This window comes from Tepidibacillus decaturensis, from assembly GCF_001561915.1.
Classification (GTDB): Bacteria; Bacillota; Bacilli; order Tepidibacillales; family Tepidibacillaceae; genus Tepidibacillus_B; species Tepidibacillus_B infernus.
Window position 1 is genome coordinate 1,669,960 of record NZ_LSKU01000001.1, and the last position, 18,782, is coordinate 1,688,741.

General features: G+C 33.6%; 14 protein-coding genes. 1 reads left to right on the top strand and 13 read right to left on the bottom strand.

Going from position 1 to position 18,782, the window contains the following annotated elements; genetic code table 11:
* Positions 1–70: 70 nt before the first annotated feature.
* The 6 genes from U473_RS07980 to U473_RS08005 form a co-directional block, all read right to left on the bottom strand.
* Positions 71–1,018, bottom strand: coding sequence for an aldo/keto reductase family protein (locus tag U473_RS07980; RefSeq protein ID WP_068725128.1), 948 nt, complete (start codon positions 1,016–1,018; stop codon positions 71–73).
* 105 nt (positions 1,019–1,123) lie between these two features.
* Entirely contained in the window at positions 1,124–1,780 is a 657-nt protein-coding gene (locus tag U473_RS07985; RefSeq protein ID WP_235589082.1) for a phosphatase PAP2 family protein, read from the bottom strand.
* 35 nt (positions 1,781–1,815) lie between these two features.
* A complete protein-coding gene (locus tag U473_RS07990; RefSeq protein ID WP_068725130.1) occupies positions 1,816–2,817 on the bottom strand; it encodes an MBL fold metallo-hydrolase in 1,002 nt (333 codons plus the stop codon).
* A 102-nt stretch (positions 2,818–2,919) separates the two neighbouring features.
* On the bottom strand, positions 2,920–4,920 hold the full coding sequence (locus U473_RS07995; protein WP_068725132.1) for a sensor domain-containing diguanylate cyclase: 2,001 nt from the start codon (positions 4,918–4,920) through the stop codon (positions 2,920–2,922).
* A 33-nt stretch (positions 4,921–4,953) separates the two neighbouring features.
* Positions 4,954–5,559: a histidine phosphatase family protein gene (locus U473_RS08000; protein WP_068727551.1), complete on the bottom strand. Its 606-nt coding sequence runs from the start codon at positions 5,557–5,559 to the stop codon at positions 4,954–4,956.
* A 200-nt stretch (positions 5,560–5,759) separates the two neighbouring features.
* A complete protein-coding gene (locus tag U473_RS08005; protein WP_068725134.1) occupies positions 5,760–6,935 on the bottom strand; it encodes a hypothetical protein in 1,176 nt (391 codons plus the stop codon).
* A gap of 160 nt (positions 6,936–7,095) precedes the next feature.
* Here U473_RS08005 and U473_RS08010 point away from each other — a divergent pair, with 160 nt between their 5' ends.
* A complete protein-coding gene (locus tag U473_RS08010) occupies positions 7,096–9,369 on the top strand; it encodes a YcdB/YcdC domain-containing protein (protein WP_068725136.1) in 2,274 nt (757 codons plus the stop codon).
* Between the two features lie 46 nt (positions 9,370–9,415).
* Here the strand turns inward: U473_RS08010 and U473_RS08015 are convergent, their stop codons facing one another.
* The 7 genes from U473_RS08015 to U473_RS08045 all read right to left on the bottom strand — a co-directional run bounded on the left by U473_RS08015 (position 9,416) and on the right by U473_RS08045 (position 18,712).
* Positions 9,416–10,618 (bottom strand): sugar ABC transporter permease, encoded by a 1,203-nt coding sequence (locus U473_RS08015; protein ID WP_068725138.1) that lies wholly within the window; start codon positions 10,616–10,618, stop codon positions 9,416–9,418.
* Positions 10,619–10,646: 28 nt separating this feature from the next.
* A complete protein-coding gene (locus U473_RS08020; protein ID WP_068725140.1) occupies positions 10,647–12,173 on the bottom strand; it encodes a xylose ABC transporter ATP-binding protein in 1,527 nt (508 codons plus the stop codon).
* 74 nt (positions 12,174–12,247) lie between these two features.
* Positions 12,248–13,303 (bottom strand): substrate-binding domain-containing protein, encoded by a 1,056-nt coding sequence (locus U473_RS08025; RefSeq protein WP_068725142.1) that lies wholly within the window; start codon positions 13,301–13,303, stop codon positions 12,248–12,250.
* 202 nt (positions 13,304–13,505) lie between these two features.
* A complete protein-coding gene (locus U473_RS08030; protein ID WP_201024166.1) occupies positions 13,506–14,582 on the bottom strand; it encodes a sugar ABC transporter substrate-binding protein in 1,077 nt (358 codons plus the stop codon).
* Positions 14,579–16,192 carry a response regulator transcription factor gene (locus tag U473_RS08035; protein ID WP_068725144.1) on the bottom strand — a complete coding sequence of 538 codons (1,614 nt, stop codon included), beginning with the start codon at positions 16,190–16,192 and terminating at the stop codon, positions 14,579–14,581. The genes U473_RS08030 and U473_RS08035 overlap by 4 nt, the downstream gene beginning before the upstream one ends.
* Positions 16,185–17,678 (bottom strand): sensor histidine kinase, encoded by a 1,494-nt coding sequence (locus U473_RS08040; protein ID WP_201024168.1) that lies wholly within the window; start codon positions 17,676–17,678, stop codon positions 16,185–16,187. Before U473_RS08040 ends, U473_RS08035 begins: the two co-directional genes overlap by 8 nt.
* A 23-nt stretch (positions 17,679–17,701) precedes the next feature.
* Complete coding sequence (locus U473_RS08045; protein ID WP_068725148.1) at positions 17,702–18,712, bottom strand: substrate-binding domain-containing protein; 1,011 nt, start codon at positions 18,710–18,712, stop codon at positions 17,702–17,704.
* Positions 18,713–18,782 lie beyond the last annotated feature (70 nt).

Below are 18,782 nucleotides of genomic sequence, written 5' to 3' on the forward strand. Positions count from 1 at the left end.
TGTACTTGACTTAAAAAGGAGTACATTTTTTTCATGTACTCCTCTGGTTTTTCACTAAGCTAACCCTTTATTAAGCTAAAATCTCTTCAATACGTTCTAAAACATCCTGAGTTAAAGTTACACCTACTGCTTTAACGTTCTCTTCTACTTGTTCTGGTCGGCTGGCACCAATAAGCGCACTGGATACGTTCTTTTGACGTAATATCCAAGCGATCGCCAATTGTGCTAATGTCAAGCCAAGCTCTTTAGCTACACCTTCTAATTGATCAATACGCTCAAAGAATTCATCCTTCATATACCGTGCAATCATTTGACTTGCTTCTGGATCGGCACCGCGGCTTCCTGCTGGTGCAGGTGCTCCTTTTTTATATTTACCTGTTAATACCCCTTGAGCTAGTGGGGAAAAGACAACTTGGCCAATTCCATGTGCTTCAGACAATGGAATGATCTCTTTTTCAATATAGCGGTTTAACATGTTATATACGGGCTGGTTGACCACAATTCGGTCTAATAATTTTTTATCTGCTATATGGATGGCTTCAGCAATCTGGGCTGGTGTCCATTCACTTACCCCAACATATAAAACCTTACCTTGGTTAATAAGGTCATCAAAAGCTCGCAAAGTCTCTTCTAATGGTGTTTCTGGATCATAACGATGAGCATAGTATAGATCTACATAATCTAAACCTAAACGCTTTAAGCTCGCATTACATTGCTCAATCACATGTTTTCGAGATAATCCGCGGTCGTTGACGCCATCTCCCATTGGCCAGAAGACTTTAGTTGCAAGAACATAGGATTCACGTGGAAAGTCTTTCAAGGCTTTTCCTACTACTTTTTCTGCTTCTCCACGACGATATACATTGGCGGTATCAAAGAAGTTAATCCCTAATTCATAGGCTTTATGTATCGTGTTAATTGCATTTTGATCTTCTACATAACCACCATAAGTTAGCCAACTACCCAATGAGATTTCACTCACTTTTACTCCAGTTGTTCCTAAATGACGATATTGCATGTTCATTAACCCCCTTTTAAATCCTTTTACCTATTGAAAATGAAAGTACATTTTTAATTTTAACATATTTTTAATATTTACACTATTTTCCCAGTGTAAGAAGGCCTATTTATTCCTTTTTGCCCGTCTTTCAAGATACCATTGATAGATCATCACACTTAACGTAAACCAAACACCACTTGCCAAATATCCACCTAACACATCACTTGGAAAATGCACCCCTAAATAGATTCGACTGATTCCAATTAAAAGAATCATAACTGTTGCAAAGAGAATCATCAATCCTCTACCAAATCGGGAGCGAAGATGTTTCCATAGTAGAAAGGATATCATTGCATACAACGTAAAAGCTGCCATAGAGTGTCCACTTGGAAAACTATATCCAGTTTCTTCTATGATGCGATGAATCGTTGGACGTTCTCTATGGAAAATAACCTTTAACAAATTATTTAAAGCTGTTGATCCAATCATCACAATCACAAAAAAGACTAACTCGATACGATGTTTTAGTAAAACATACAATATGATGGAGGTTATGATGATAATGGCTATGACAATTTTAGTAGAACCTATCCATGTAAAAAACTTCATAACCTCTGTTAAATAAGAATTTTCCAATGATTGAACCCATATGATGATCGGTAAGTCAAACCATTGAATTTTATTAAAACTAACAAAGGCAGCAATTAAACCAAAACTAAGAAGTAGGAGAAACCCTATTTTTCTTCCTGTTTTTTGTTTATTTTTATGGTGTATATTCAATTAATCTCCTCCAAGACGTCACTTTTGTGGTTTTTTTACATTTTTAATTGGTATTTGATTAAATGATCTTGTCTGAAGCTGGAAATTTCACCATTGTACTCTAAATAATCAAGAAAACTTAATATTTCAGAAAAAAATAAGTTCAGGTGTTTCTCGTACCGGTTTGGATATACTTTTCTCATCAAATCATATACAGTAAAAGAACCCTGTTCAAGAATTTCTTTTAATTGCTCTGAACGTTGCTTAAAACGAGAGAATTGCCGATCAATCATTTCATCTAGATTGACGATCACTTTACCATGTCCAGAATAAACCTTTTCGATCTTTAATCCTTTTATTTTTTCAAGCGAATGTAGATAATCTATTCCACTTTTCGCTCTAGAAAAAAGATTGTTTATTAAAATGGGTTCTACAAAAATCCCTGAACTTGTATTCTCCAAAATAAAGTCTCCAGCAATAAGAATTCCTTTTTTCTCATGATATAATACGATATGCCCTTGAGAATGACCAGGAGTATGTAGTACTTTCCAATTTGGAAGATGAGGTAATGATGAACCATCTTCAATCAACTCAATATCGCTAACAGGATCCATAAATTGATTCAAATATTGATTAAACGATTTGATTCTTTGCACCTGGTCCTTTGATAATCCATTTTCAAGATAGAGTTTCTCATAAAAGAGAGTAAGTTGTTGATTAAAAATTGGTTCTTTTTCAACCCATGGAATGGTCCATTGATGGGCATAAACTTTTAATTTAGAATGGTGTTGTCTTAATATGTCCAAAAGACCAATATGATCAACATGATGATGTGTAAGTAAGACTTGATCAATATCTTTAAGACGGATACCATTTTCATTTATTTGATATATCAATGATTTCCAGGCTTGTTCTGTTTTTATTCCTGCATCGATTAATGTGATTTTGTCACCTAACAGAAGATAGGCATGAACATCACCTACTGGAAAAGGGGTTGGAAGGTTTAGCGAAATCAACTTTATATTTTGGTTTTCTAAGTTTGTCTGTAACCGATTCACGATGATATCCCCTTTAAGTCAAGTTTTTTAATATCAGAAAATTCCTTAAATTCATTGTACAGTTTTTAGAGATTCTCTTCAATCATAAAGGGGGAAATATGATTACTTTTGAAAGACTCTAACTTGATTTTTTCCACTATTTTTAGCCTCATATAACATTTTGTCAGCCATCCGAAATAGGGATAATCGATTAACCTCTTGATCTTCTCTTTTCCATGAGGCAAGGCCACAAGAAACTGTTACCTTAGGATTTGTTTCTTGGCTAATTCGATTTAAAATGCGAAAGGCTACTTTTTTTGCAACGTTTGGATCTACATTTGGCAGATAAAGAGCAATCTCTTCCCCTCCCCATCTGACCGCAATATCTGTATCTCGAATACTAGAAATGAGAATCATTGCGACTTGTACTAGGATCTGATCTCCTATATGATGACCATAGGTATCATTAATCTTTTTGAAATCATCAATATCTAGTAAAAGGATCGACCCTTGTTCATCTTCTTTCATCGAATGTTGAATCTTCTCATCTAAATAAGAACGGTTATATAAACCGGTCAAATAGTCAGTGATTGCCAACTGTTGCAAACGTTCATGCAGAATGGCATTTGTTAGTGCTAGACCTAAATGTTGGGCAAAAACTTGAAGCATTTTAAAATTGTCATAGGAAAAATGCAATGGATTTTGATTTGATATAGAAAGGATTCCTATAATCTCATCATTTGAAAGAATAGGTACCGACATTAACGAACGACAGCCTAATTGTTTTGCATAAGTATCTTTTATGGTTAAATCTGTCTCTGTGTCTGAAATAATAATCGCTTCTTTATTTCTATACACAAGTCCCATATATCCGTTGTCTAAGGAAACAATCGTGCCTACGTTTTCATCAGAATTAGAGGCAATCACTTTCAAAATATCTTTTCTGTCATTCACTTCAAGAACACAAACATGTTCTGCATCAAATAATTGTCCAAGTTCAGTAAGAACAAATTGCAGGATAGAATCCTTTGTTAAACTTTGATTTAAGCGTTTTGTCAGGTCGTTAATCACTTGTAACTCTTTGACTAGATTATTCGATTGTTGATATAATCTTGCTTTTTCAAAAGCTGTCCCAATAATATCTGCTACACTAGAAATAAAACTAATCTCTTCATCCGTAAATACATTCGAGTGTTGACAAGCAATATGAATTACACCATAAATCCCTTGTTTTCCTTTTAATGGTGCAGCGATTTCTCCCTGTTGCCGGTTTTCTCTTTTTGTTCTGCGAATTAATTTTCCTTCCAAAAAGGCTTGCCCATTAATATCTTCACTATTAGGGATAAAAGTCATTTGTTTAATTGGAAGATTAGGGATCAATAATTCCTGTGTTAACCACAGTTCTAATTGTACATTAGGATAAAATCTTTGAAAATGATGAATTGCCACTGATAAAACTTCATTTACATCCATTGTGGAATACAAGGTTTGTGTCATTTCCAATAGGGCTTCTCGTTTTTTTGCTTCTCTTTCCAACGTTTCGATTTTCTCATGTTCGGTTAGTGCCAGTTCAAAAGCGACCAACAAGCCCTGTAAGCAACCGATCGTTTGCCATTTATCATTCATCTTAGAGATAAATCCTAGAATACCAATAAACTGTTGATTAGAATCAAAAATAGGGACAGAGGTCGTTTGAGCATCATGCAAACATTGAAGAAAATGTTCCTTCCCATTTACAAATTCAGCTTTACTAGTTTTTGCTGTTAAACCAAATGCATTTGCACCAATTGCTTCTATCCTGCAATCAAAATACTCATGATCCTTTTTTTGAAGGAATAAGGGTAGGTCTTTTTCATAGGTTAACTCGAGCACTTGACCTTGATGATTTGCCAAGGCTAAAATACCATGCTTCCAAACATATTCTTTGTCTTGAATATGTTTAACAAAAAGTTGGAAGACTTGTGCTAAATGATAATCATTTGTAAGGTTTAATCTGATCCCTAGAGGAATACGGGTAGCATCTAGTTGTTGTTCTGCTGCATATTGATTTGCCATGTTAATCAAGTCTTCTCGACGATTACTTTCTTTAAAATCTTCAAAATTTTGGCCACAGCAAGATGCCATTTTACTTCCCTTCCTCTCCCTTTGATTCCTCTTTTACTCTACATGTGATGCGTTATTGACGTCTTCTATATGAAAAAAATTTAATAGATGATCATACGTGATTGTAGTGATGCTAGTATTCACAATTCTTGTTTTCCCTGGTCCATACTCACCTTGACTAATTTCATGCAATAAAGAATTGATGGCTCCTCCATGACTAACAATGACCACATTTTCACCAGCGTGCCACTTTACAATTTCTCTTACCGCACTATAGACCCTATTCTTCAATAAATGAAAGGGTTCAACATCAAAAGCCCCTGCTTCTTCAAGATTTCCTAAATGAATTCCATATTTTGCAGTGATATCTTCAATTTTGTTTCCCTCTAAAAGCCCATAGGACCTTTCTCTTAAACCAATATGTACTTGAACATCTTTCCCATAGTGATAAGCAATTGCCTTTGCTGTCTCCTTTGCCCGTTTTAAATCACTAGAATAGACTGCATCAACTTTATAGTTTTCCTTGTAAAATCGTTGCGCAACTTTTTCAGCCTGAGATTGACCAAATCTATTTAAAGGAATATCCTTTTGACCTTGAAATCGTTTTTCTTTATTCCATTCTGTTTCACCATGTCTGATTAAAAAAATTGTTGTCTTCATCATTTTATGCTCCACTCCAAAAAAATAATAGGTTCAAAAACCTATTAACATTATATATAACAATTACACCAGTTTCTATATAAAAATAAGACTATTTTCCTATCGACAAATTGCGACTTTTTCATACAAAAGTCCCCTGATTTCTACGAAAAACCAGGGGAAGTCACAAACATAAACTGACAATCGCTAGTTAAAAAGACCTATATTGGTTGAATAGGTCTCATTTCTCCTACTTTGTCATCCCATTGAAACTCTATTGTTCTTATTAATTTGTTTGTTGAACTCTCATATTGATCAACAACAAAATATTGTAATGTATCTTTTTCACCATTCATTGTAATATTGACTTGGTAATAATAATACCCTTTTTGCGGATGTATGGGTTTTGTATCCCGATTAAAAATCCCCTGTGGACTCCCATACCAAATCATAGTTCCTTTTGGGTCTAAATAAACCCATTGTTCTGTTATGTTTTTTTTCTGACCTATTTCTTTTTTTAAGCTACTATTATCTGTTGAAATAGCGATATACCCTTTTCTAACTCCTGTTACTCCTTGATCATAAATAAATTTAAAATTCCCATATAACCAGTTATCTGCTTCTTTGTCCTTTCCTTTTTCACTATTTTTAACTGTTAACTTTTCTAACTGGATAAAGATCGGTTTAAACTGATTTGCTCTATTAGTTTCTTCTGAATCAAATCCCGTTTGCACAAACGCTAGCCAGTTTGTTTTACCAGGGAAAGAAAATAGATCAATATATTTTTCTCCTTCATCAGCTAATCCAGGAAACAACCATTCTTCTTGCGATCGATTATTTGATAGCTTTATCTTAGATTTTTCTTGTTTGCTTAATTCCTGAAAAACCCAAGTTTCTTGACCGTTCTTGTATTTCATTCCATTTTTCCAATTTAATTTACGTGGAAAGACTTGGATATTAAATCCATGATCTAATACCTCTTGAGCCAATTTAATCTCCTCTGATTCAACTATTTTTTCTTGGTCTGGAATAAAAAATGAATACGTCAAATCTCCTAACCAAGTATCATATATTTGTACAAGATATCCAACCTCATCTGTGTCATTATAATGAATGAAAGCTGCATAATGACCGTCAGAACTAAACCCCAAAAAATAGGGGATCCGATTGAAATAAACGGTTTGGATAAATATGTTATTCACCATAAGTTTCTCTAACTTTGGAACCTTACCCTGCTCATATAAAGAATCAATTTCTGATGTCGGGTTTCTTTCATCTGGTTGATTCCAATCTGTTTCCTCAGGGGGTACAGGTTCTTGTTTTGTTAGATATGTGACACTTACTATGATCATGATCAGCAAAATGATAAGTCCAATTAACCAAATTTTAGATTTCAAAAGAACACCCCCTATGAAAATAATATCTATATTTTACCATACAAGAAAGTATATCATCATTTTATGCTTTAGGTAAAAAATTTTTATTTTTTGAAACCTTTTCCAAATGTAAATCGTCTATTAGGGTGAAGGGAAAAAATACAAGGAGAGGAGTTATGGAATGAAAAAAGGAACAAAAGCAATTCTATCTGTTTCACTAGCAAGTGCGTTAGTCTTTACTTCCTTCCCAGCTTTAACTTTTGCCGCAGAAGAAGTTATCCCATCTACAATGACTCAAGCAGAAAAAATTGCTGTCACTTCAGCGAAAATTCAAAAAGACGAAGCGATTGAGCTTGCTAAAAAGTATGTAACGATCCCAGATGATTACAAGCTTAACAGTGTTAATTTTTCTTCCAATTGGGGTTATCCCAATAGAGCAGCATGGAGCCTATATTGGAGACTAGAAGAGAATAACCAGACAAAGGCACACATATCCGTAACAATTGATGCAAACGAAGGTATACTATTATCACTAGATAGTTATCAGTACAAAGAATCTCCTTCAATGTACCCTGCGAAAGTAAGCCTAGAAGAAGCAAAGAAAATTGCGGATGAATATGTTAAAAAAATCTATCCAGATCTCTTAAATCAGGTTGAAGTCGATCCTAATTTTCTCGCCAATTACCAACCCCCATTAAATGGACCTGTTTATTACTCTTTCCCCTATCGTCGAATGGTAAATGGGATTCCATTTAGTGACCAAAGCATTTATGTACAAGTCAATGGGGATGGGGAAGTCACCAATTTCAATTATAACTTTACTGGAGACATTGAATTTGAGGATGCTGATCAATATCTTACAGCTGAAGAAGCAAAAGCTAAATTTGCTGAACAATTTAACATCAATCTTTCTTTTATACTTCCATATCGACAATATAAAGGGAATGGTATAGTTTACTTAGCTTATACATCCTTAGAACCTCAATACATCAATGCAAAAACAGGTGAAACCTTCTATTTACCAGGCCAGCCTAAAGCAGTGGATGCATCAACATTTAAGCCCATCGTAGATCAACCATTAGCTTCTGCACCTAAAGAAGGTAAAGAATTGACAGAAGAACAAATTACAAAAATCGCTGAAGATTTAATTAAAAAATTCTCAGTAGACGATCTAAAACTTCAAAGCCTCTATTATAATTCTAACTACTATCCAAGTGGTCATGCTGCATGGAATATTTCCTTCGCAAATGAAGATAAACGGTCTTATTCCAGTATGGCGATTGATGCGATAACAGGCGAACTTCTCAGCTTCTATATGGATGATTATACTGCGACAAAAGATACAGATAAGAATAAACTCACTTATGAACAAGCTAAACAAGTAGCAATTGATGCTGTTAAAACCTTCTCACCTTCTAAAGCCCATGAGGTTTATCTACAAGATGTAGAAAATACAGAACTAATGTCACAAGAAGGTCGTGCATACTTTAACTTTAGACGTCTTGTTCATGGTATTCCGACTGATCGAGAAAACATCAATGTGAATGTAAACTTAAAAACTGGAAAAGTAACGAACTATGATTCCTATTGGGGAGTTGTGAATTATCCAAAAGAATTACCCAAAACCATAGATATGGAAAAAGCTAAAGAAATCATGTTAAGTAAGGTAGATTTAGAGCTTGTCTATTTTGCTCCATATCCTTCCTATACAATCTATGGAAAGCCCACCTCACAAGAACAAACGAGAAAGGCTTACCTTGTTTACCGGCCAAAGGATACAAATATGTATAAATACAATTATGCCCCTACTTTCCTTGATGCCACAACAGGTGAATGGAGAAGTAGAGAAGATGGCTCAATTATCCAAGATAAAGTGCAACCTGTAGATATTAAAGGCCACTGGGCAGAAAAAGAGCTTCAAGTGATGGTGAATTACAAAGCATTGGATGTAAAAGACGGCAAAGTCCTTCCTGATGCCAACATCACCCGTGGTGAATTGATTAAAATGTTTATCATGGCACAAAGTGGTGGCAACTATTATCCATATATTGACACGAGAGGCCAACAAAGCTTTAAAGATGTAGGTAAAGAATCTGCTTACTATGCTTTTGTTGAAGATGCGGTAAGACGTAACCTCATTACCATAGATAAAAACAAAGAATTTAAGCCAGATGAAGCAATAACACGCGAAGAATTGGCTCAATTTGTCGTAAAAGCATTAGGATATGACAAGTTAGCGCAAACAAAAGGATTGTTCGCAATCAAATTTAAAGATCAGGATCAATTAAAATACCCTGGCCATGTTGCGATTGTGTCTGCTCTTCAGATTATGAATGGAGATGGTACCAACTTCAAACCGAACGAGAAAGTTACTCGTGCTGTTGCAGCAAAAGCTTTCTATCGTTTCCTTGAAGTTAGAAACAACTATCGAGAAAACCCACAATATTATTATTAAAATGAGAAAAGCTTAGCGGAGAAAAAATCTCTGCTAAGCTTTTTTGCTAGGCATTTCTTTTACGGGATGATATATCAATCCATACGGCTAATAATAAAACCAATCCTCTGACAATGAGCCTTTCTGTTGTACCTACATCTAGTAACAGCATACCGTTATTCAAGGTAGACATGACTAAAGCACCAATGATTGCACCGATGATTGTACCTTGTCCCCCTAATGTACTTGTACCACCAATAATTGCTGCTGCAATAACATCAAGTTCCATCCCTTGCCCTGCCGATGCAGCTGCTGATCCAACTCTTGCCGTATATATAATACCACCAATGGCACCAAGAATACCTGAAGAAATAAATATCCATAATGTTCGTTGTCTAATATTAATCCCTGATAATTTGGCTGCTTCTTTATTACCACCTATTGCATATACGTGTCTACCGAAGGTTGTTTTTGTTGTGATGAACGTATAGATACTACCAATCACCATTAAAATCAAAATTGAATAAGGAATTCCTAAATAAAGTGCCATAATTAAAAAGATAACCGTTATTAATGATGTAATTAAACCAATCTTAAGAAGAAACAATTTTAAAGGTAAAATTTCAAACCCATAATTGATTCGTTCTTTTCTTCTCTTTATTTCATACCACAAATAACCTATAACGATTAAAACCAAAAATATAATTGTTGTATCATGTGGAAGCAAATCTTTTGGTGAATTTTCTACAAAAAGTGTTGGAATATAATCTTGGCCGATTTTGTTAAAGGTGTTGCTTGTTGCAATGGTTTCTCCTTTTGTAACCCCCAATAATAATCCATTAAAAATCATCATTCCAGCCAAAGTGACGATAAAAGCAGGCACATCTCTATAAGCTACCCAATATCCTTGCCATAATCCTATAAGTGCACCTATAGCTAATGTAACTACAATTGCGGGTACAACACCTAGTCCATAATTTACTTGAAGAATAGCTGCAATCGCTCCTGTAAGGCCAACAACTGCACCAATGGATAGATCAATGTGACCGGCAACAATCACTAATACTGTGCCACTTGCAAGAATTGCAATATGAGCTGTTTGCATAAATAGAGTAGATAAGTTTCTTGGGGTGAAAAATACATCATTTATCATAGAAAAAATGAACATGATACCGATTAAAGCAATAAACATCGTATATTGTCTTATATTGTTTCTCATTGAAAACTTGATGATTTCTAATGAGGTTTGACTTCCAGATTTTGTTGTCATTCTAAAGCCTCCTTTAAATCCCAGCAGTTTATTCATTTATACCACCAGTTGCATAATGCATAATTTTCTCCTGGCTTGCTTCCTTCCAGTCCAATTCAGCCGTTAATTTTCCTTCATGCATAACAAGAATTCGATCACTTATCCCTAATATTTCAGGTAACTCGGAAGAAATCATGATAATGCTTACCCCTTGATCAACTAGATCATTCATAATATTGTAGATTTCATATTTTGCTCCCACATCTATTCCTCTGGTTGGCTCATCCAGTATTAAAATTTTTGGGGTAGCCATAAGCCATTTAGAGATCACTACCTTTTGCTGGTTTCCACCGCTTAAATTCTGAGTTTTTTGTTCAATAGAAGGAGTTTTAATTTTTAGAAGCTCTACATAATGATTTGATATTCTAATTTCTTCATTCTCATTAATTCCTCGAATATTAGAAATTTTATTTAGACTGGCTAGGGTAATATTTTCTTTTATATCCATCATTAAAACTAATCCTGTTTTTTTTCGATCCTCTGAAAGGTAACATAATCCTTTTACAATTGATTCTCTAGGATCTTTAATCGTTTCTTTTTTACCATCAATATAGATCTCTCCAGATTTATTAACTCCATAAGCTCCAAATAAACTCATCATTAACTCCGTTCTACCTGCTCCCATTAATCCAGCAATACCAAGAATTTCTCCTTTTCTTGCTGTAAAACTGATACGATCAATGGTTTTTTTATCTGGAAGTTCTGGATTATAAACCGTCCAATCTTTAACCTCCAAGACTACTTCACCAGGAATGTGTTCTTTTCTTGGAAAAAGTTGGGTAAGCTCCCTGCCAACCATTCCAGTTATCATTTTATCTATTGTGAAGCTATCCTGATTAGGATAAGTTCCAATGGTTTTTCCATCTCTCAAAATGGTAATGGTATCAGCAATCTCTTTAACTTCTTTTAGTTTATGGGAAATATAAATGCAGCTAATCCCTTGTTCTTTTAATTTTCTTATAATATTTAATAGATTTTCTGAATCATCTTCATTAAGCGCTGCGGTAGGTTCATCGAAGATCAGTATATTTACATGTTTAGATAATGCTTTAGCTATTTCTACCAACTGTTGTTTCCCGATTCCTAAATTGATCACTTTTGTATCTGGGTTTTCAGATAGTCCGATTTCTTTTAATAACTCTTTAGTTTTAAACATCGCCTTATTCCAATTGATTACACCATGTTTTGCAAATTCATTTCCTAGATATATATTCTCAGCGATTGACATTTCCTTTATTAATGCTAATTCCTGATAAATGATACCAATACCAGCCGCTTCGCTATCCTTAATAGTTTGGAATTTTTGTTCCTTGCCGTTCAATAATATTTTTCCTTTATAGCTTCCATAAGGATAAACACCGCTTAAAACCTTCATCAACGTTGATTTTCCAGCTCCATTTTCCCCAACCAATGCATGGATTTCCCCTTTTTTTACTTTAAAATCCACATTGTCAAGGGCTCGTACTCCAGGAAATTCTTTTACGATATTAATCATGTCTAACACATAGTCGTTCATTTGAATCTTTCATCCTTTCTAAAAGATAGAGGAATAACCTGTCAGCTATTCCCCAATCCACAAACATACATAAACTATTTCAAATCATTTTCACTAATATATCCACTTTCAACTAACACCTTAACTAAATTGTCCTTAGTTACGACTTGTGGTTCAAGTAGTACAGATGGGACATTGATCTTACCATTGTCTACTTCGCCATTCGTTTCAACTTTTTGACCGTTAGCTAGTTGGATGGCCATTTCAATAGCTTTTTTACCTAGTTCTCTTGTATCTTTGAAGATCGTCATGGACTGAGTACCCTCCATGATTCTTTTTGCGGCTGCTTTCTCTGCATCTTGCCCTGTAATTGGAACACTACCAGCGAGCCCTTGGGCGGCTAATGCCTGGATCGCAGCACCTGCAGTCCCATCATTTGGTGCAAGAATGGCATCAACTTGATTGTTATTTGCAGCTAATGCAGCTTCAACTATCTTTAAAGCATTTTCAGGTACCCAGTTTTCTACTGCTTGTTCAGCAATAACTTGAATCTTGCCAGCATCAATCAGTGGTTGAATGTATTTCATTGCTCCTTCTTTAAATAGCTTTGCATTGTTATCTGTTGGAGCACCTGACATGATGATATATTTACCTTCCGGTACTTTTTCTGTTATATATTTACCTTGTAACTCTCCAACCTTTACATTATCAAATGATAAATAATAGCCTAGTTTCTCTGTATTCGTAATTAAACGGTCATATGAGATTACCGGAACTCCTTCATTTGTTGCCTTTTCTACTAATGTTGCAGCTGCTGAAGCATCATGTGGAGCTAAAATTAACACATCAATACCTTGAGTTAACAAGGATTCAACTTGTGAAATTTGTTCTTGCATATTTGCATCAGCCACTTTAACGATTAATTCTATACCTGCTTCTTTAGCAACCTCCTCCATTTTTTCTTTATCTCTTACCCATCTTTCCTCTCTTTGTGTAGGTAAAGATATCCCAACTTTGATGGTTTTACCGGTATCACTGACCTTTTCCCCAGTACCATTGGTCGTTGTAGTTTCTTTACTGCCACAACCCGTAAATAATGTTACAATCATAATAACAGCAAGCAAGAATAATAAAATTTTACTTTTTTTCATCTTGACGCCTCCTCATCATATTTGAGATATGTAAGCGGTTTCTCAACTGGTTAAATCATATCCTTTTATCTCATTTTTTACCTTAGTCTTTTTTAAGCAAATGCTATAATATTTTGCTGAGATGATTTTGTAACAAAAAAGAAATGTATTTTTTTATGACAAAAAAAACAGACCTAAAATGTTAGCCTGTTTATCCGTTCTTTTATTCAAGATTCCTATATACCGCATTTCGTAAATGGAAGCCATCTTTGATAATGGTCTCATCAATATTATCCTTCGTGACAGCAATAGGCTCCAGTGAGTAATAGGGAACATCATATTTACCATTAAATATCGTCTCTTCTATTTCTAAATTTTCTCCTTTTGCCAATTTAATTGCCAAACTTGCTGCTATATCAGCAAGCTTTTCTATTGGTTTGTAGACTGTCATATATTGAGTGCCTTCTACTATTCTTTGACTGGCTGCAAGGTCTGCATCCTGCCCCACCACAATGATTTTACCAGCCATTCTATATTCAGATAATGCCTCAATGGCACCCTCAGCAAGTCCGTCATTCCCTGCAATAATCGCATCTATTCTTCTCCCCTTTTGAAGATCGTTATCAACGACTTTAAACGCATATTCTTTCATCCAATTAGGTGCCCATTCTTCATTAATGATTTGTATTCTTTTATTTTTTACTAGAGGATTTAATATTTTATCATAACCTTCTTTAATCATCTTTGTGTTATGGTCACTCTTAGCACCATTGATAATCAAAATATTACCAGTTTGTATTTTGTTTAAAACATATTCTGCCATTAGTTCTCCAACTTTTACATTATTAAAAGATAAATAGACATCAATATCTGAATTCAATACTAACCTGTCATAAGAAATCACTTTTACTCCTGCTTTTTTTGCTAGTTCAACTGCGTTTGCGGCCTTCTTTAGATCATTTGGTACAATGACTAGCACATCAATCCCTTGATCTAGAAGATATTTGACTTGTTCCAACTGATCTTGGTCATCATTATTAGCGTTTTGAACGATAATCTCTTGACCCAGTTCTTTAACCTTCGCCATTAAAATATCTCTATCTCTAATCCAACGCTCTTCTTTTAAAGTGCCTAAAGAGAAGCCAATTTTAATTTTATCCTCAACCTCATTATCATTGCCCTGATTTGTACTTTGATCAGAAGATCTGGAGATTAAAGTTAAGACTGTCAGATAAATAAGTACTAATAATATCATGAGAAGCGATATGGTTATTATATTGAGAAAACTCGTCTTTTTCACCAAGATATCACCTCACCCGAACCTTTATTTTCTCTATATTCTGTCGGTGTTAGTCCTGTACTTTTCTTAAATATTTTGCTAAAGTAATTCGGATCGCTGTAGCCAACCTTGTAACCTATTTCCTTAATACTAATTGAGGTCGTCTTTAGCAATTCCTTTGATTTTTCGATCCTTAAGTCAGTAAGATAATCAACAAAATTCTTTCCAGTCGATTCTTTAAAAAATTTGCTGAAATAGTGATAACTCATATTGATCTCTTTCGCAACATCATCTAAGGTGATATTATTTTCATAATGATGATGAATAAACTGAATCGCTTCCAATATTAAGCCATTTAATTCATTTGCTCTAGACTCTTCTAAAATTATTATAAATTTTTTTAAGTAGTTCATATAGTTGATTCTAAGCTCTTGATGATTGTCAATTTTTAAAAGATTGATTAAAAAATTTTGAAGGGATGTATTGTTTTCTTCTATTTTGTAGGGAATAGTCCTTCGTAATACAATTAACAGTTCGATTAACTTTGATTTTATTTTGTCAATATCATTCTTATAATGAGTAGAGTACCACCAATAAATTTCATCAAAGGCCTCTAAAGTGCCTGTTGTATTTCCAGATAATATACTATCAATAAGAATCTGTTCTATCTTATTAGTTGAATAATCATCCATTTTGTCTATAGACATCACAACATCTTTATAGTGTGTTATTGTCTCTTCATCAGAAACGGTTGCTGCCATGATCGCTTCGTTATAAGACTTTGAAAAATGATTGGAATGATAACAATTACCCACTCCTATTCTATAATTGATTTTCATTATTTTATCTATTTTTTCAGTTACTTTCTTAGCAATGTTAATCGAATTATTTTTATTATTATCATTATTTAAATCATCCTGTATAGGGATATATGCAACAATTCTATCTAATTGTGGTGGACCAACTAAACAAAAACATTCTCTTTTAAGTTCCATACTAAAATTGTCATAAAATTTCTGTTTTAAAAAATGAGACTTCATATTTTCCTCTTTTGATAAGCTATCCGTACCATTAATTATTGCTACTATAATATAACCATAGTCTAATTTTGTGCCGAGCATTTCCTCATAAAAGGATATATCTTCTGCCAATCTACCATTTATAAGTAGGGAATAAACAAACTGGCCTTCCATAAATGGAACTACTTTATTCATTTTTTCCTTTAATAAAATTCCTTGTTTTAATTCTTCTTTCCTTAAAGAAACTTTTTCTATTATTTTTTTGATTACATCAATCACTTTTTGCTTGTTTAATGGCTTAAGTAAATAGTCAATAACACCCAAATTAATTGCATCAATTGCATAATCAAAATACTCATGGGCTGTAATAATGACAAATACAACATGATTATTTTCCGCCTTGATCTGTCTAATCGCTTCGATCCCATTGATTCCTGGCATGCGAATATCTATGAAAATGGCATCCGGCTTTAGGTCTACAGCCTTTTCAATTGCTTCTCTCCCCGATCTGGCAGTACCTACTATAGTTGCCTGATCAATAAATTTATCTACAATATACTTTATTGAATCAAGAACAATTTGCTCATCATCGACGATTAACAGTTTAATCATGATAAACCACGTCCTTATTATTTGGGATCATAAGTATAACACTCGTTCCCATATCAATTACACTCTCTATTTTAATAACTTCCTCTATATCGTAAATATTAAAGAACAAACGTAATCTGTCTATTACGTTTTGTAACCCGATACCTGTAACATGTCCCTTAGAAGAGTTGCTACGATCTGAGACAATTGCTTTTATTTCTTTTTTATTCATACCCTTTCCATTATCTCGAACTTCAATATATATTTTATTCCCCTTAGCCTTAATGCTAAGATAAATCTCACCATTTCTTTCAATATCTTCTAGCCCATGTATAAAAGCGTTTTCAACAATTGGTTGAATAATCGTACAAGGGATCTTTGCTTCAAGTATCGTTTCATCAATATCAATATTAAAAGATATTCGATCGCCAAATCTGGTTTTTAGAATGTACATATAGTTCTTAACATTAGCTAATTCATCTCTTAAGGTTACAGGTTGATCAAGCTTTCTCAATTTGTATCTGAATAATTCGGACATATTGTCGATAAATTGTGATGATTTATCTGCTCCTTCTAACATAGCTAACTGTGCTGCGGTATTTAATGTATTAAACAGAAAATGTGGGTTTATTTGTGATTGAAGTGATTTAAGCTCAGCATCTTTTAACAGACTTTTCATCTTCAGATTTTGCATTTCCTGCTCTTTCAGTCTATTTTCAATTTCAGCCTGTCCTTTTATGTCATCAATATAACTTTTGATATTGACGACCATTTTATTAAACGCTTTCACTAATAGATTGATCTCATCATTTGTTTCTATCTTCACTGGTTCAATATCAAAGTCGCCCTTTGATATTCTTTCCGCTGAATGAGACAACTCAATGATTGGTTTTGTTAAACGATAAGTAAAGAAAATAGCAAGAAAAATATTGATAATTAGCGAGGATATAATCAACAATAAATTAAGATAACTAATAAAAGACATATTTTTGGTTAGCAGTTGATATTTTGCTGATCCGTTTTGCAATTTCATATTTAAAAGATTATTAATATAAAATTTAATATATTCACTTATTTCATTAGATCTTTTAAAACTTGCTATATATTCACTACTAATTCTTCCCCTTTTAGCCATTATGGCACGATCGGTTTCTTCAAGTAAATGATCAATCATATACCCTATATCTTTCAACATTAGATCATCCAACTCAAAACTGGGTTCTCTAGAGATCTTTGCTGATTTTTCCTGAAGGCGATTATAATAAGTGTAATAATTTAAAAGAGCATCCGATGATTTAGATGTTAGATATTTTTCTACCTCTGTTGTAAGTAATGTCACTTCGTTATTTAAATTATTTAAATAAATATAGTCTACAAAAATATCTTTTACTTTCGACAGCATTAATTTGGCATTATAATACGAAAAAGTACTGGTTGCCCCTAATAAAATAATTGTAATTAAATAGTAAATCATCAGTTTTTTTCTAATCCCTGTAAAACGAAACAAGCTCTTGAACATCTCTTCACCGTCTATTCTACTTTACTATATCTGATATTTTGATAATCTTGCAGATTTTTCATCGTAATCACTTTTACTCCTGTATCGATAAAAGTAGATGTTGTCTTTTTTTCTTTAATATCTATTAATGCTTCAATACTTTCATAACCCATTTTGTATGGATCGCTCATTACAGTACCATATATAATACTTTTCCCGATATATCTTAGGATGTTTTCTGTATCACCATAACCAACTAATGTAACAACCCCAACTTTATTACTATCAACGATAACTTGAGCTGAACCTAAAGTATCTACTGAGTTAGTTGTATAGATCGCATTTACTTGAGGATAATCTTTTAGGATAGATTGAGTGATCTCCTCCGCGCTTAAAATCCCTAGCCTTGAACTAAATATTTTTATGACTTCCATTTCTTTATAATCTCTTATTGTACTGAAGAAACCGTTAATTTTAAGATTTTGACTTACTTCATCCAGTTCATAATCATTGTTCATGATAATAGCAATTTTTGCTTTTCCGGCTGTTGCTTGAACCATTAAATTTCCTGCCTCTTTTCCAAGCAGGAAGCTATTTGTACCAACAAAGGCATTTCTGCTACTATTTACATCATCATTTTCCACAGTTACCACAGGTATATTTTTTAGATAAGCTCTATCTATTACATCCTTAAAATTCGCATTAGGTGATACATGGGTAATAATACCGTCAACATGTGAAGCTACAGCAATATCTAGATATTTTAATTCTTCTTCAGGATTGTTAAATCTAGGACTATTAAATTCGACTGCCACATTATTCTGTTTGGCTGCCTTCTCAATTCCAAGCCTAATCTCCTCCCAAAATGGATCAACAGAACTTTGCAAAATCACAAAAAAATGATATTTTGGTTTTTGTAAAACTTCTATTTGTTCATAGGTTTGAATCTTATAAAAAATAAAACTAATGGTCACAATCAAAATCAATAAAATAATATTGATATATTTCTTCAATTTGTAAGTAAATCTTGATCCTTTTTCCATTACATGAATTGTCTCCCTACTGATCAACTATCATTATATTCAACATATTCGACACAAGGGTTCAAAATCC